Source organism: Stenotrophomonas sp. YJH_SMC_29 (genome assembly GCF_059371235.1).
On sequence record NZ_JCAFUK010000010.1, the window covers coordinates 137,860 to 153,281 of the forward strand.

At 66.6% G+C, this 15,422-nt stretch carries 10 protein-coding genes; 5 read left to right on the forward strand and 5 right to left on the reverse strand.

The window, feature by feature from the left end:
• Positions 1-199 precede the first annotated feature (199 nt).
• The 5 genes from AC5P9I_RS12860 (at position 200) to AC5P9I_RS12880 (ending at position 8,485) form a co-directional block, all read left to right on the forward strand.
• On the forward strand, positions 200-1,585 hold the full coding sequence (locus tag AC5P9I_RS12860) for an NAD-dependent succinate-semialdehyde dehydrogenase (protein WP_049466793.1): 1,386 nt from the start codon (positions 200-202) through the stop codon (positions 1,583-1,585).
• Positions 1,586-1,647: 62 nt separating this feature from the next.
• Positions 1,648-3,288 carry an acetolactate synthase large subunit gene (locus tag AC5P9I_RS12865; protein ID WP_074726315.1) on the forward strand — a complete coding sequence of 547 codons (1,641 nt, stop codon included), beginning with the start codon at positions 1,648-1,650 and terminating at the stop codon, positions 3,286-3,288.
• A 160-nt stretch (positions 3,289-3,448) separates the two neighbouring features.
• Positions 3,449-4,960: a lysine--tRNA ligase gene (gene lysS / locus AC5P9I_RS12870; protein WP_049466789.1), complete on the forward strand. Its 1,512-nt coding sequence runs from the start codon at positions 3,449-3,451 to the stop codon at positions 4,958-4,960.
• A gap of 205 nt (positions 4,961-5,165) precedes the next feature.
• Positions 5,166-6,311 (forward strand): cyclic di-GMP phosphodiesterase response regulator RpfG, encoded by a 1,146-nt coding sequence (gene rpfG / locus AC5P9I_RS12875; protein WP_495223785.1) that lies wholly within the window; start codon positions 5,166-5,168, stop codon positions 6,309-6,311.
• Positions 6,308-8,485 carry a response regulator gene (locus AC5P9I_RS12880; RefSeq protein WP_049466785.1) on the forward strand — a complete coding sequence of 726 codons (2,178 nt, stop codon included), beginning with the start codon at positions 6,308-6,310 and terminating at the stop codon, positions 8,483-8,485. Before rpfG ends, AC5P9I_RS12880 begins: the two co-directional genes overlap by 4 nt.
• Positions 8,486-8,555: 70 nt before the next feature.
• Here the strand turns inward: AC5P9I_RS12880 and AC5P9I_RS12885 are convergent, their stop codons facing one another.
• From AC5P9I_RS12885 to betI, 5 genes are all read right to left on the reverse strand, one after another.
• A complete protein-coding gene (locus tag AC5P9I_RS12885) occupies positions 8,556-9,428 on the reverse strand; it encodes a crotonase/enoyl-CoA hydratase family protein (protein ID WP_130768127.1) in 873 nt (290 codons plus the stop codon).
• Positions 9,429-9,589: 161 nt separating this feature from the next.
• Positions 9,590-11,266 carry a long-chain fatty acid--CoA ligase gene (locus tag AC5P9I_RS12890; protein ID WP_049466783.1) on the reverse strand — a complete coding sequence of 559 codons (1,677 nt, stop codon included), beginning with the start codon at positions 11,264-11,266 and terminating at the stop codon, positions 9,590-9,592.
• Between the two features lie 222 nt (positions 11,267-11,488).
• Positions 11,489-13,171 (reverse strand): choline dehydrogenase, encoded by a 1,683-nt coding sequence (gene betA / locus AC5P9I_RS12895; RefSeq protein WP_021202070.1) that lies wholly within the window; start codon positions 13,169-13,171, stop codon positions 11,489-11,491.
• Positions 13,172-13,272: 101 nt separating this feature from the next.
• Complete coding sequence (gene betB / locus AC5P9I_RS12900) at positions 13,273-14,745, reverse strand: betaine-aldehyde dehydrogenase (RefSeq protein ID WP_057495112.1); 1,473 nt, start codon at positions 14,743-14,745, stop codon at positions 13,273-13,275.
• Positions 14,746-14,783: 38 nt separating this feature from the next.
• The gene (betI, locus tag AC5P9I_RS12905; protein WP_014647011.1) at positions 14,784-15,374 is read right to left on the reverse strand and encodes a transcriptional regulator BetI; all 591 of its coding nucleotides are present in this window, start codon (positions 15,372-15,374) and stop codon (positions 14,784-14,786) included.
• Between the last annotated feature and the right edge of the window lie 48 nt (positions 15,375-15,422).

The following is a 15,422-nucleotide window of genomic DNA, read 5'->3' on the forward strand; positions in this document are numbered from 1 at the left end:
GGATAGCCCGCTGTTGCTGCTGCTTCGGCTGTTGCAGTTGCTCTGCGGGTGCAGGGCGCAGCCCTGCCAAGAGCCCCCATTCAGCCAGGTAAGTGCCGGTCACAGGATAGGCAGACGCCTTGTTGCCTCCGCCAATCGGGTCCACATTCCTGTGCAGAAGACGGGCCACCGCCCGTTGTCGAGACAACAGGAGCCCTGCATGTCCGCTGCCCCCACCACCGCCATTTCCCGCGATCCGGCTACCGGCCAGCAGATCGCCAGCCATCCCTTCGCCACCGATGCCGAACTGGATGCGATCCTCGAGCGTGGCCAGGCCGGCTTCGCCGCCTGGAGCGCCAGCAGCCTCGAACAGCGGGCCACAGTGCTGCGTGCGATGGCCGCCGTACTGCGCCGTGACCGTGAAAAGCTGGCCGCGCTGGCCACTGCCGAAATGGGCAAGGTCCAGGCCGAAGCACTGGCCGAGATCGAGAAGTGCGCCGTGCTGTGCGACTGGTACGCCGACCACGGCGCGCAGTTCCTGCGTGACGAACCCACCCAGGTGCCCGATGACAAGGCCTACGTGTCCTACCTGCCGCTGGGCGTGGTGCTGGGCATCATGCCGTGGAATTTCCCGTACTGGCAGGTGATGCGCGCGGCGGTGCCGATCCTGATGGGTGGCAACGGCTTCCTGCTGAAGCCGGCCGAGAACATCGTCGGTACCGCGCAGCTGCTCGACGCCGCCTGGCGCGACGCGGGGCTGCCGGAAGGCACCTTCATCGCCGCCAACATCAGCCGCGAGGGCACCAGCCGCGCGATTGCCGATGACCGCATTGCGGCAGTCACCCTGACCGGCAGCGTGGCCGCCGGCCGCAGCATCGCCGCCCAGGCCGGGCAGGCGCTGAAGAAGGTGGTACTGGAGCTGGGGGGCTCGGATCCGTTCATCGTGCTGGCCGATGCCGATATGGACGCTGCCGTGGAGGCGGCGGTGGCCTCGCGCTTCCAGAATACCGGGCAGGTCTGCATTGCCGGCAAGCGGATCATCGTTGAAGACGCGGTGTACGACCGCTTCGTCGCGCAGTTCTGCCAGAAGGTGCAGGCACTGACCATCGGCGATGGCCGCGAGGCAGGCAACCGCATCGGGCCGATGGCACGCCAGGACCTGCTGGAACAGTTGGACGCGCAGGTGCGCGCCTCGGTGGACGCAGGCGCGAAGCTGCTCGTCGGTGGCCATCAGCTCGATCGCCCGGGCGCGTTCTATGCGCCCACCGTGCTGGCGGACGTGGAGCCGGGCATGCAGGCCTTTGATACGGAGACGTTCGGGCCGGTGGCCTCGATCAGCCGCGCCCGCGATGCCGACCACGCAGTGGAACTGGCCAACCAGAGCGAATTCGGCCTCAGCGGCAATCTGTGGACCGGCGACCGCGCCCGTGCCATGCAGCTGGCGCGCCGGCTGCAGACCGGCGGTGTGTTCGTCAACGGCTTCTCCGCTTCCGACCCCCGCGTGCCGATCGGCGGCGTGAAGAAGAGCGGCTTCGGCCGCGAGCTCTCGCACTTCGGCATCCGTGAATTCGTCAACGCGCAGACAGTGTGGTTCGACAAGCATTGACGCGCGGCTCTCATCCTTCCTGCAACGATCCACCATCAGTCCAGCACAAAGGACGGCATCCGATGTCCAAGGGTTCAGATCTGCTCGTCGCCGCACTTGAGAACGAAGGCGTCGAGCGCATTTTCGGTATTCCCGGCGAAGAAAACCTCGACGTGGTCGAGTCGCTCCGCCATTCCAGCATCGAACTGGTCATCACCCGCCACGAACAGGCAGCGGTCTTCATGGCGGCCACTTACGGCCGCCTGACCGGCAAGCCGGGCGTATGCCTGGCAACGCTCGGCCCGGGCGCACTCAACTTCACCACCGGCGCTGCCTATGCGCTGCTCGGTGCGTGGCCGGTGATCCTGATCACCGGACAGAAGGGCATCGTGGCCAGCAAGCAGGCGCGCTTCCAGATCGTCGACATCGTCAGCACGATGAAGCCGCTGACCAAGCAGGCGCGGCAGATCGTCTCGGCGCGCACGATCCCGACCATCGTCCGCGAGGCGTTCCGGGTTGCCCAGGAAGAGCGGCCAGGCCCGGTGCTGCTGGAGCTGCCCGAGGACATCGCCGCCGATGAGGTCGAGGGCGCGGCGCTGATCCCGCCGCACGCAGTGGACCGCCCGGTCGCCAGCCCGGAAGCGCTGGATCGCGCGGCGGAGATCATCCGCAACGCCCGGCGTCCGCTGCTGATGATCGCTTCGGCGGCGTCGCGGCCGCAGTCCAGCGAGGCGCTGTCGGCGTTCGTGCTGCGCGCCGGCATTCCGTTCTTCACCACGCAGATGGGCAAGGGCGCGGTGGCCGGGGGCTCGGGCCTGTACATGGGCACCGCGGCGCTGACCGAGCGTGATTACGTGCACATGGCGATCGACCAGGCCGACGTGATCGTGACCATCGGTCACGAAGTCACCGAGAAGCCGCCGTTCGTGATGCGCCCCGGTGGGCCGACGGTGATCCATATCGGCTACTCGCAGGCGGCGGTGGAGCAGGTGTACTTCCCGCAGGTGGAGGTGATCGGTGATATCGGCCGTTCCTTGACCCAGCTGGCCGATCGCATCGAAGGTGCAGTGCCCAATGCCGATGCGCTGCTGCCGCTGCGCGCAACCATCCTCGAGCACCTGGCCGACCGTGCCGAAGAGGCCCGGTTCACCCCGCAGCGGCTGGTGCACGACGTGCGCCAGGTGATGCCACCGGATGGCATCGTGGCGCTGGACAACGGCATGTACAAGATCTGGTTTGCGCGCAACTACCGCACCCAGGTGGCCAACACATTGCTGCTGGACAACGCGCTGGCGACCATGGGCGCGGGCCTGCCGTCGGCGATCATGGCCTCGATCCTGTACCCGCAACGACGGGTGCTGGCGGTGTGTGGCGACGGCGGCTTCATGATGAACAGCCAGGAGCTGGAGACGGCGCGCCGGCTGGGCCTGAACCTGGTGGTGCTGATCCTCAACGACGGTGCCTACGGCATGATCCGCTGGAAGCAGGCGGTGGATGGTTTCACCGACTATGGCATGACCTTCAGCAACCCGGATTTCGTGAAGTACGCGGAGGCCTACGGCTGCAAGGGCCACGAGGTGACCGCCATCGAGCAGTTCATCCCGACCCTGGAAGCTGCGTTCAACGAGGGTGGGGTGCACCTGGTCTCGGTGCCGGTGGACTATTCGGAGAACCAGCGGGTGCTGGTGGATGAGTTGCGGCAGGCCTTCCCCGGCAACAGGTAGACATCCAGGGTCCAGGCAGGGTCCCGGACGGGGTCGGATGCCTTTGCGCAGCAAAGGGATCTGACCCTTCTCCCGGCTGGGGCAGGGCGGTTTTGGTATGCTGGGCAACCGGCTGTGCCGGGCGCTGCATCCCCCCTCACTACACGATTCCCGCAGATCCATGAGCGAAGCTACCGATACCCCCCCCGTCGACGAAAACAAGTTGATCGCCGAGCGCCGCGAGAAACTCAAAGCGCTGCGTGGGCAGGGCATCGCGTATCCGAACGATTTCCGCCGCGAGGACTTCGCCGGCCGCCTGCAGGAAGAATTCGCCGATGCCGAACAGTGGACCGCCGAGGCGCTGGAAGGCAACGGCCGCCAGGTGAAGATGGCCGGCCGCCTGATGGCCAAGCGCATCATGGGCAAGGCCAGCTTCGCGCAGATCCAGGACGAATCCGGCCGCATCCAGCTGTTCCTGCAGGGGGCCGTGCTGGGCGATGCCTACACCGCGTTCAAGGGCTGGGACGTGGGCGACATCATCGCCGTCGAAGGCGGGCTGACCCGCACCAAGACCGGCGAACTGTCGGTCAAGGCCGAGTCGATCCGCCTGCTGACCAAGTCGCTGCGCCCGCTGCCGGACAAGTGGCACGGCCTGGCCGACGTCGAGCAGCGCTATCGCCAGCGCTACGTCGACCTGATCGTGACCCCGGAGTCGCGCGCGGTCTTCATCAAGCGCTCCAAGATCATCCGCGCCATGCGCGCATGGCTGGACAGCCGCGACTTCCTGGAAGTCGAGACGCCGATGATGCACTACATCCCCGGCGGCGCGGCGGCCAAGCCGTTCACCACCCACCACAATGCGCTGGACCTGGACCTGTACCTGCGCGTGGCGCCGGAGCTGTACCTCAAGCGCCTGACCGTGGGTGGCCTGGAGCGGGTGTACGAGATCAACCGCAACTTCCGCAATGAAGGCGTCAGCACCCGCCACAACCCGGAATTCACCATGATGGAGCTGTATGAGGCCTACGCCACGTACAACGAGATCATGGACCTGACCGAAGGCGTGATCCGTGACGTGGCCAGGACCGTCAACGGCAGCACCGAGGTCGAGTGGGATGGCGCGAAGATCGACCTGGGCCCGGCGTTCCGCCGCTGGCGCATGGACGAGGCAGTCCGCCACCACAACCCGGAAATCTCCGTCGCCGACTGTACCGACCGCGACGCGCTGCTGCGCCATTGCGAGCGCCTGAAGATCCGCGTCAAGCCGTCCTACGGCTGGGGCAAGCTGCTGCTGGAGATCTTCGAGGCCACCGTCGAGCACACCCTGATCCAGCCGACCTTCATCACCGACCACCCGGTGGAGGTCTCGCCGCTGGCCCGTGCCAACGACAATGACCCGGGCTACACCGACCGCTTCGAGCTGTTCGTCAACGGCAAGGAGCTGGCCAACGGCTTCTCCGAGCTGAACGATCCGGAAGACCAGGCCCAGCGCTTCCAGGCCCAGGTGGCCGCGAAGGAAGGTGGTGATGACGAGGCCATGCACTACGACGCCGACTACATCCGTGCGCTGGAGTACGGCATGGCACCGACCGGCGGCCTCGGCATCGGCGTGGATCGTCTGGTGATGCTGCTGACCGGCAGCAGCTCGATCCGCGATGTACTGCTGTTCCCGTACATGCGTCCGGAGCAGTAAGTCGCCTTTTTGACTCCCGATTGTGCGCGCCGTCCCGAAACGAGACGGCGCGATTGACGCGTCCCGCACTCGGCGTATCGTAATTGCACTACCTTGACGCCTGTTATGGCTTGATCGGCGCCAGGGGGAGGGCACGGTGTGGGGAGTCCGCTTCACATTGTGATGACGATCATGAATCGGGACGCATGACACGGGAGTCAGGCCGATGCAGGGTGCGAGCGTTCGCAGCGGCAGAGTATCCTCGCCTGCTGATGATCCAGCGTGGTCGAAAAACCAGGCAGAGTACGCGTTGAACATCGTCATCGTTGACGACCAGACTTCCGCACGGACGATGCTGCGTCACGTCATCGAAGACATCGCGCCGGAACTGAGCGTGTATGACTTCGGAGACCCGTTGACCGCATTGGCCTGGTGCGAAGCCCATCCGGTCGACCTGCTGCTGCTCGATTACCGCATGCCGGAGATGGATGGGCTGGAGTTCGCCCGTCGTTTCCGTCGCCTGCCCAAGCACCGCGACATTCCGGTGATCCTGATCACCGTGGTCGGTGACGAGCCGATCCGCCAGGCGGCACTGGAAGCCGGCGTCATCGACTTCCTGGTCAAGCCGATCCGCCCGCGCGAACTGCGTGCGCGCTGCTACAACCTGCTGCAGCTGTGCCAGCAGACCGAAAACGTGAAGCAACGGGCGCTGTCGCTGGAGCAGCGCCTGCTGGCCAGCATGCATGAGGTCGAAGAGCGCGAGCGCGAAACGCTGTCGCGGCTGGCGCGGGCGATCGAGTTCCGTGACGCCGGCACCAGCGCCTACCTGGAGCGCATGGCGCGCGTGGCCGGACTGATCGCCGAACAGCTCGGGCTGCCCGAGGAGGACGTGCGCCTGATCGAAATGGCTGCGCCGCTGCATGACATGGGCAAGATCGCCATTCCCGATGCGGTGCTGCTCAAGCAGGGCAAGCTCAACGAGGAAGAGCTGGCGATCATGCGCCGGCACCCGCGGATTGGCCATGAACTGCTGAGCGGCAGCCAGAATCGTTTCATCCAGGTTGGCGCATTGATCGCACTGCGTCATCATGAGCGCTACGACGGCAGCGGCTATCCCGACGGGCTGGTCGGCGATGCGATTCCGCTGGAAGCGCGCATCGTGGCCGTCGCCGATGTCTTCGACGCCCTGATTTCGCCCCGTCCGTACAAGGAAGCATGGACCATGGAAGCCACCCTGGCTTATCTCTACGCCCAGCGTGGCCGGCTGTTCGATCCTCGATGCGTGGACGCGCTGCTGCGCGGCCGCGAACAGCTGGACCAGATCTGCGCCGAGCATTCGATGGCGTCCGCGCGCCCGGGGCTGGGCGCGTGAAACGCCTGTTGTCGCAGCTGCGGCTGCGCCTGTCCCAGCGCCAGGACAGCGAGCACGGCCAGCAGATCGTCCGCATCGTGCTGATCAGCCTGATCCTGGCCTACGTGCTGTTGCCGGCGCCGCGCCACGATCTGCCGCACACCCAGTACGTCGGTGTGCTGGCGATCGTGCTGACCGGCCTGAGCCTGTCGCTGCTGCTGTTCGGCTGGCTGCTGTGGCGGCCGGCGCGTTCCGATCCCCGCCGCGTGCTGGGCATGCTGGCCGACTACGGCCTGATCGCTGCGGGCATGGTGCAGATGGGCGAACCGCTGGCCTGGGTCTACATCGTGGTGATGTGGGTGACGGTCGGCAACGGCATGCGCTTCGGCAACCATTACCTGTACGTGGCGGTGGCGATGGCCATGGTGAGCTTCGGTTGCACCGTGCTGCTGACGCCCTACTGGCAACAGAATTTCCGCCTGGCCATCGGCCTCTGGCTGGGCCTGGCAGCGGTGCCGCTGTACTTCTCGACACTGCTGCGGCAGCTGACCGAAGCGATGGCCGAGGCGCGCCGCGCCAGCGAGGCCAAGAGCCGGTTCCTGGCCAACATGAGCCATGAGTTCCGCACGCCGTTGAACGGTCTCAATGGCATGACCGAAGTGCTGGCCACCACGCGCCTGGATGACGAGCAGCGCGAGTGCCTCAACACCATCCAGGCGTCGTCGCGCAGCCTGCTGGCACTGGTGGAGGAAGTGCTGGACATTTCGGCCATCGAGGCCGGCAAGCTGCGCGTGGTGGCCGAGGACTTCGCCGTGGCCGACGTGATCCAGGCGATCGGCCTGATCCTGTTGCCACAGGCCAAAGCCAAACGGCTGGATTACCGGGTGAAGGTGGCCGACGGTGTGCCGCCACGCGTGCGCGGCGATGTCGGGCACCTGCGCCAGATCCTGCTGAACCTGGCCGGCAACGCGGTCAAGTTCACCGACCATGGCCGGGTCGAGATCCGGGTCGGCGTGGTACAGGCCGATGCCAGCGGGGCGGTGCGGTTGCGCTTCGACATCCTCGACACCGGCATCGGCGTGCCACCTGCCATGCGTGCACGGCTGTTCGACGCGTTCGAGCAGGCCGACGTCAGCATGGCGCGCCGTCACGAGGGGACCGGGCTGGGCACGACCATCGCCAAGGGCCTGGTCGAGGCAATGGACGGTGACATCGGCTATCTGGAAAACCCGCCGCGCGGCAGCCACTTCTGGGTCGAGCTGCCGTTCGCGCCGCCGCAGCCGCAGGTGCCGGGCGCGGTGCCGAGTCTGAGCGGCGACGAAGGCGTGGGCCCGGGCGGCAACGTGATCGCTTTTGCCGATCCGTTCCTGCGCCATCGCGCCCGCGTGCGCAGCATGCAGATCCTGGTGGCCGACGACCACGAGGCCAACCGCATGGTCCTGCAGCGCCTGCTGCAGAAGGCCGGCCATCGCGTGCTGTGCGTGGACGGCGGCGAGGCGGTGCTGGATGCGCTGGCCGACAGCGAGTTCGACGCGGTCATCGTCGATCTGCACATGCCGGGCATGAGCGGGCTGGACATGCTCAAGGAACTGCGGGTGATGCAGGCCGGCGGCGGTCCGCGCACGCCGGTACTGGTACTCAGTGCGGATGTAACGCCCGAGGCGATCCAGCGCTGTACCCAGGCCGGCGCACATGCCTTCCTGGCCAAGCCCGTCGTTGCGGTGCGCCTGCTCGATACGCTGGCCGAGATCGCCAGCAATGCCCAGCTGAAGACCATGGCCGCACCGGTGGTGCGACCGGCGGCGCCGCTGCAGGATGGCGTGCTCGACAGCAGCGTGCTGGACGAACTGGCCTCGCTGGGCATGGGCGAGGGCTTCGAGCGTGAATTCATCCGCCAGTGCCTGGAAGACGTGGCGAGCTGCATGGGCAAGGCCGAGCAGGCCGGTGAGGCGGCTCACTGGGACGTGTTCCGCGAACAGTCCCACGCGATCAAGGGCGTGGCCAGCAACCTTGGCCTGATGCGCGCGTCCAACCGTGCCGGCGAGCTGATGCGGATGGCCGACTGGCAGCTGAAGACCGAATGGCGCACGCGCCTGGGCATCCTGCAGGAGGCGATCAAGGAAGGCCGGCGCGCACTGGACGCGCGGGCCGAACGCCGCATGCGCGGAGCCGCCGACGATGGTGAAGCGCGCTGAGGCGTGGCGTGAATTCAAAAAAAGCCCGGTGGCCAGCCGGGCTTGAACCCATCCTGGGGGAGGGGAGGAATCAGGCCGCGTCGAGACTGGCGCGACGGGTCTGGGCCTTGATCAGGCGATCCATGGTGCGCAGCGAGCGGTCGCCGAGTGCGAGGGCGGAATCGACCCATACCTTGGTGATCTCCAGCAGTTCGTCGTAGCTGACCGGCTGGGCGATGGCGCGTGCGGCGTTCATCGCCAGATAGGACTGCGGCGTGCGCTGCTGCTGGCGGATCAGTTCTTCCACCGCCGCCCGGCCTTCGCCCTTCTTCACCAGCACGTCGACCACGCCCATCGCGTGCATCTCCTCGGCGCTGTAGACCCGGCCGTCGAGGATGATCTTCTCGGCCAGGTGGGGGGACACGCGCCGGCACAGGAAGGAGTACGCACCCATGCCCGGGAACAGGCCGAAGAGCACCTCCGGCAGGCCCAGTCCGCAGCCTTCCTCGGCGACGATGGTGTGGCAGGCCAGGGCCATTTCCAGGCCGCCGCCGAGGGCGTCACCCTGGATCAGCGCGATCGAACGGACGTCGCCGCCGAACCCGGTGTGCAGGTGGTGCACGCCCTCCACGCAGCGCTGGGCGTAGTTCAGCAGGAGGTCGCGGTTGCCTTCGCGGATCAGGCGGGTGAACAGGTCCAGGTCGCCGCCCAGGTTGTAGGCGACGGCGTCGGAGGCCAGCACGAAATGCCGCAATGTCCCGTTGTGGCGTTGGGCAGGGCTGCGGGTGATGGCCGCCATGTAGCTCCACATTTCGTCGAGCATGTCCTTGCGGCAGCAGGGGCGGATCCCGGTGGCGGCATCGGCGTGCATGAACAGCCAGTGGGCAGCGCCGTCGGCGCTGTCTTCGGTACGGATGGTGGCGAACGGTGAGCCGCTTGAAGGCAGCTTTTCGATGGTACTCATGGAAGGGTCCTCGGCATGCGGCCCGCAGTGTCAGGTGGGTGGCCGGCGGGCCGAACGGTCCACACACGCGGCGATGCTACACCGCCTCAGGGGCGTCGCATGCGAAAGGGCCCGGGACGTTTCCGCCCCGGGCCCTGCATCGTTCAAATTGCCGCAAACCCTTACTGGGCGGGCGTATCGCGGAGTTCGCGACGGAGGATCTTGCCGACGTTGGTCTTCGGCAGCTCCTTTCGGAATTCAACGATTTTGGGGTGCTTGTAGCCGGTCAGGTTGGCCCGGGCATGCTCCTTGACCATTTCGGCGGTCAGGTTCGGGTCCTTCTTCACGATGACCACCTTCACCACCTCGCCGGACTTGTCGTCCGGGACGCCGACTGCGGCCACTTCCAGCACGCCCGGCATCATCGCGATCACGTCCTCGACTTCGTTCGGGTACACGTTGAAGCCGGACACCAGGATCATGTCCTTCTTGCGGTCGACGATGTAGAAGAAGCCGTGTTCGTCCATCTTGGCCATGTCGCCGGTATGCAGCCAGCCGTCCGCGTCGATGGCCTTGGCCGTTTCCTCCGGGCGCTGCCAGTAGCCCTTCATCACCTGCGGGCCCTTGATGCAGAGCTCGCCGACATCGCCCAGCGGCAGGATGGCACTGTTGTCATCCTTGATGCAGGCATCGGTGGACGGGATCGGCAGTCCGATCGAGCCGTTGTACTCGGTCAGGGTGAGCGGGTTGATGCAGGCCGCCGGTGAGGTCTCGGTCAGGCCATAGGCCTCGACCAGGGTCACGCCGGTGACCTTCTTCCAGCGCTCGGCCACGGCGCGCTGCACCGCCATGCCACCGCCCAGGGTGACCTTCAGCGAGGAGAAGTCGACCGTGTCGAAGCCGGGGGTGTTGAGCAGCCCGTTGAACAGCGTGTTGACGCCGGTGATGGCGGTGAAGCGCACCGACTTGAGCTCCTTGACGAAGCCCTTCATGTCCCGCGGGTTGGTGATCAGGTGGTTGCAGCCACCGAACTTCATGAAGACCAGCCCGTTCGCGGTCAGCGCGAAGATGTGGTACAGCGGCAGGGCGGTGATGATCCACTCCTTGCCCATCTCGATGCCCGACGCGCTGATCCAGGCCGAGGCCTGCTGCATGTTGGCGATCAGGTTGCGGTTGGTCAGCATCGCGCCCTTGGCCACGCCGGTGGTGCCGCCGGTGTACTGCAGGAAGGCGATGTCGTCGTGGTCGATCTCGACCTTGGGCAGGCTGTGGCGGCTGCCGAGCTTGAGCGCCTGGCGGAAGCGCACCGCGCCCTTGAGATGGTAGTTGGGCACCATCTTCTTGATGTACTTCAGCACGAAGTTGACGATCACGCCCTTGGCGCCGAGCAGGTCGCCCAGGCCGGTGGTGACCACATGCTTGACCGGCGTATCGGCGATGACCTGTTCGACGGTGTCGCCGAAGTTGTCGACCACCACCAGCGCGGTCACGCCGGCGTCGATCAGCTGGTGCTTGAGCTCGCGCGCGGTGTACAGCGGGTTGACGTTGACCACGGTCAGGCCGGCGCGCAGCACGCCGAAGGTGGCCACCGGGTACTGCAGGCAGTTGGGCATCATCAGGGCGACGCGGTCGCCCTTCTTGAGCTTGAGCTCACCCAGCAGGTAGGCCGCGAACTGTTCGACCAGCGCGTCGGTCTCGCCATAGGTGAGGACCTTGCCGAAGCTGGAGTAGGCGGGACGGTCGCGGAACTTCGCGACGGAAGCGTCGAAGACCGAAGCTACCGAATGGAACTCGTTGACGTCGATTTCGGCGGGAACGCCTTTCGGATAGCTCTGCAGCCAGGGACGATCCAGACTCATATTCCCCCTCCAGGAATCGTGATGTATTAGGTTCCGACCCTGAGCGTATCGACAACGGCCGGTCATTGCAGCATACCCCGCCGTAGGGAAAACGCGAAGAGGCCCCGGAGAGCCTCTTTGCTGGGTAGTGCCGGCCGCTGGCCGGCATCTGCGCTGGACAGGCCATCCGATGGATGCCGGCCAGCGGCCGGCACTATCGTGGCCCCAAGCGGGCCGCCTGCGTCAACCCTGCTTGCGAACGGGTGCGCCGTTGGCCTTGTAGTACGGCGCGGTGCTGCGGGCCAGCGGCGTGCGGCCGCGGATCACGTCGGCCAGCTTCTCGGCCATCATGATGGTCGGCGCGTTGAGGTTGCCGGTCACCACCTGCGGCATGATCGAGGCATCGACGATGCGCAGGCCTTCCAGGCCGTGCACGCGACCCTGGCCATCGACCACCGCCATCGGGTCATCGGCATGGCCCATCTTGTTCGAGCAGGACGGGTGGTAGGCGGTCTCGGCATGCTCGCGCACGAACGCATCGATCTGTGCATCGGTCTGCAGTGCACTGCCCGGCGAGATCTCGCGGCCGCTGTACGGGGCCAGTGCCGGCTGCGCGAAGATCTCGCGGGTGATGCGGATCGCCGCGCGGAATTCGCGCCAGTCCTGCTCGTGCGACATGTAGTTGAACAGGATGCTCGGATGTTCGCGCGGATCCTTCGAGCGCACGTGGATGCGGCCACGGCTGGGCGAGCGCATCGAGCCGACGTGCATCTGGAAGCTGTGCGCCTTGATCGGGTTGGAGCCGTTGTAATTGATCGCCACCGGCAGGAAGTGGTACTGCAGGTTCGGCCAGTCGAATTCGGCGTCGCTGCGGATGAAGCCACCGGCCTCGAACTGGTTGCTGGCGCCGATGCCGGTGCCCAGGAACAGCCACTCGGCACCGATCGCCGGCTGGTTGTACAGCTTCAGCGCCGGGGCCAGCGAGACCGGCTTCTTGCACTCGTACTGCAGGTACATCTCAAGGTGGTCCTGCAGGTTGGCGCCGACGCCGGGCAGGTGGTGCACCAGGTCGATGTCGAGGCTGCGCAGCAGGTCGGCCGGGCCGACGCCCGAGCGCTGCAGGATCTGCGGCGAGGCGATGGCGCCGCCGCACAGCAGCACCTCGCGGCGGGCGGTCGCACGCTGCGGCTGGTCGTTGTGCAGCCACTGCACGCCCACCGCACGCTTGCCCGAGAACAGGATGCGGTCGGTCAGCGCGTGGGTGACGATGGTCAGGTTCGGGCGCGGCTTGGCCAGGTCCAGGTAGCCGCGGGCGGTGCTGGAGCGACGGCCCTTCGGGGTCACCGTGCGGTCCATCGGGCCGAAGCCTTCCTGCTGGTAGCCGTTGAGATCGTCGGTGCGCGGGTAGCCGGCCTGCACGCCGGCCTCGACCATCGCAGCGAACAGTTCGTTGTTGCCGGCCTTGGGCGTGGTCACGCGCAGCGGGCCGTCACCGCCGTGGTAGTCGTTGGGGCCGATGTCACGGGTTTCGGCCTTGCGGAAGTAGGGCAGGCAGTCCAGGTAGGTCCAGTCTTCCAGGCCGGGCATGCTGGCCCAGTTGTCGTAGTCCATCGCATTGCCACGGATGTAGCACATGCCGTTGATCAGCGACGAGCCGCCCAGGCCCTTGCCGCGGCCGCAGTCCATGCGGCGGTTGTTCATGAAGGGCTCCGGATCGGTCTTGTACGCCCAGTTGTAGCGCTTGCCCTGCAGCGGGAAGGCCAGTGCGGCCGGCATCTGGGTACGGAAATCGAACCGGTAGTCCGGGCCACCGGCTTCCAGCAGCAGCACGCTGACATCGGCATCTTCGGTGAGGCGGGTGGCCAACACGTTGCCGGCCGAACCGGCGCCGATGATGATGTAGTCGTACTCGTTATGGGTGCTCATGGGTGTCTCCTGCAGGCCGCGACGCACTGCGGGCAGGCGTCGCGGCGGAATGTCGGATCGGCGCGATGGCCGGACGAAGGGGCGTGCTGGCGGCGCGCCGGTCAGAACACGCTGGCGTAGTCGCCCAGCTCGACCTGCACCGACTTGATGCGGGTGTAGTGGCCGAGGGTCGAGATGCCGTTCTCGCGGCCGACGCCGGATTCCTTGTAGCCACCGACCGGCATTTCGGCCGGCGATTCACCCCAGGTGTTGATCCAGCAGATGCCGGCTTCCAGGCGATGGATGATGCGGTGGGCGCGGCTGATGTCCTTGCTGACCACGCCGGCGGCGAGGCCGAAGGTGGTGTCGTTGGCGCGGCGCACCACTTCGTCTTCGTCGTCGTAGGCGAGGATGCTCATCACCGGCCCGAAGATCTCTTCCCGGACAATCGTCATGTCGTCGCGGCAATCGGAGAACACGGTCGGCAGCACGTAGGCACCGTTGGCCAGCGCGCCTTCGGTGGCACGGCCGCCGCCCACCAGCAGGCGGGCGCCCTCGGCCTTGCCGCTTTCGATGTAGCGCAGCACGTTTTCCATGTGCGGGAAACTGGTCAGCGGGCCGAAGTTGGTCTCGGCGGCCATCGGGTCGCCGATGCGGATGCGCTTGACGCGCTCGACAACGGCGGCCTCGAACGCGGCCAGCATGGTGCGCGGCACGAACACGCGGGTGCCGTTGGTGCAGACCTGGCCGGAGCTGAAGAAGTTGGCCATCACCGCGATGTCGGCGGCGCGGTCCAGGTCGGCGTCATCGCAGATCACCAGCGGCGACTTGCCGCCCAGCTCCATGGTCACTTCCTTCAGCGACGAGGACGCCGCGCTGGCCATGACCTTCTTGCCGGTGGCGACGCCGCCGGTGAAGGAGATCTTCTCGATCACCGGGTGCTCGGTCAGCCACTGGCCGATCTCGCGGCCCGGGCCCTGCACGACGTTGAACACACCGGCCGGCACGCCGGCTTCGGTGTAGATCTCGGCCAGCCGGATCGCGGTCAACGGGGTCACTTCGGACGGCTTGAACACCATCGCGTTGCCGGCGGCCAGGGCGGGGGCGGACTTCCACATGGCGATCTGGATCGGGTAGTTCCAGGCGCCGATGCCGGCCACCACACCCAGCGGTTCGCGGCGGGTGTAGAAGAAGCTCGATTCGCGCAGCGGCAGCTGGATGCCTTCGATGGCGGTGGCCAGGCCGGCGTAGTACTCGACCACGTCGGCACCGGTGACGATGTCCACCGTGGTGGTCTCGGCCAGCGCCTTGCCGGTGTCCAGCGTTTCCAGGTGGGCCAGCTCGTCGTTGCGCTCGCGCAGGATCTCGACGGCGCGGCGCAGGATGCGCGAACGCTCCATCGCGGTCATTGCCGCCCATGCCTTCTGGCCCTCGGCCGCGCTCTGCACGGCGCGCTCGACGTCGGCCTGGCTGGCAACCTGCACTTCGGCGATCACCTCACCGGTGGCCGGGTTGACGGTCTTGAAGGTCTTGCCGCTGGTGGCATCGACGCGCTGGCCGTGGATGTAGAGCTGTTGGACGGGCAGGGTGGTCATGGGGCGTACTCCTTGGAAGGGGGCGGGTGCTGAAGCGCTTATAGCGCGGCAGCCTGCAACTGGAAGTCGATGTAGCCGTAGGCGATGCGCCGGGACTTGTCGGCGTTGAACTGGCCGCCGACCAGGCTGCCGCGCAGCCACAGGCCGTCGATCATCGCGGCCAGGCCACGGGCGGCCAGGCGCGCCTGCGGATGGGGCAGCAGGCGGTTGAACTGGTGGCACAGGTTGGAGAACAGGCGCTGGTCGTTGGCGCGCTGCAACCGGGCCAGTTCCGGCTGATGCATGCTGGCGGCCCAGAACGTGAGCCAGACGCGCATCGCGGTACCGTTGATCTGGCTGTCGTCGAAGTTGCCATCGACGATGGCACGCAGCTGCTCGCGGGGGTCATCGCTGGCCTCGGCGCGGTAGCGGGCGACGGCGTCCTTCAGTTCGCGCAGGATCTGCCGCATTGCAGCATTGAGCAGGCCGTCCTTGTCTCCGAAGTAGTGGGCGACGATGCCGCTGGACAGCCCTGCCTTCTTCGCGATGGTGGCGACGGTCGCGTCGGCCATGCCGATCTCGTCGATGGTCTGGAAAGTGGCCCGGATCAGCTGTTCGCGCCGTACCGGTTCCACGCCTTTCTTCGGCATTGTCTCTCCACGGTTTGCGACCCGAACGATCGGGTTGCCGGCCATTAT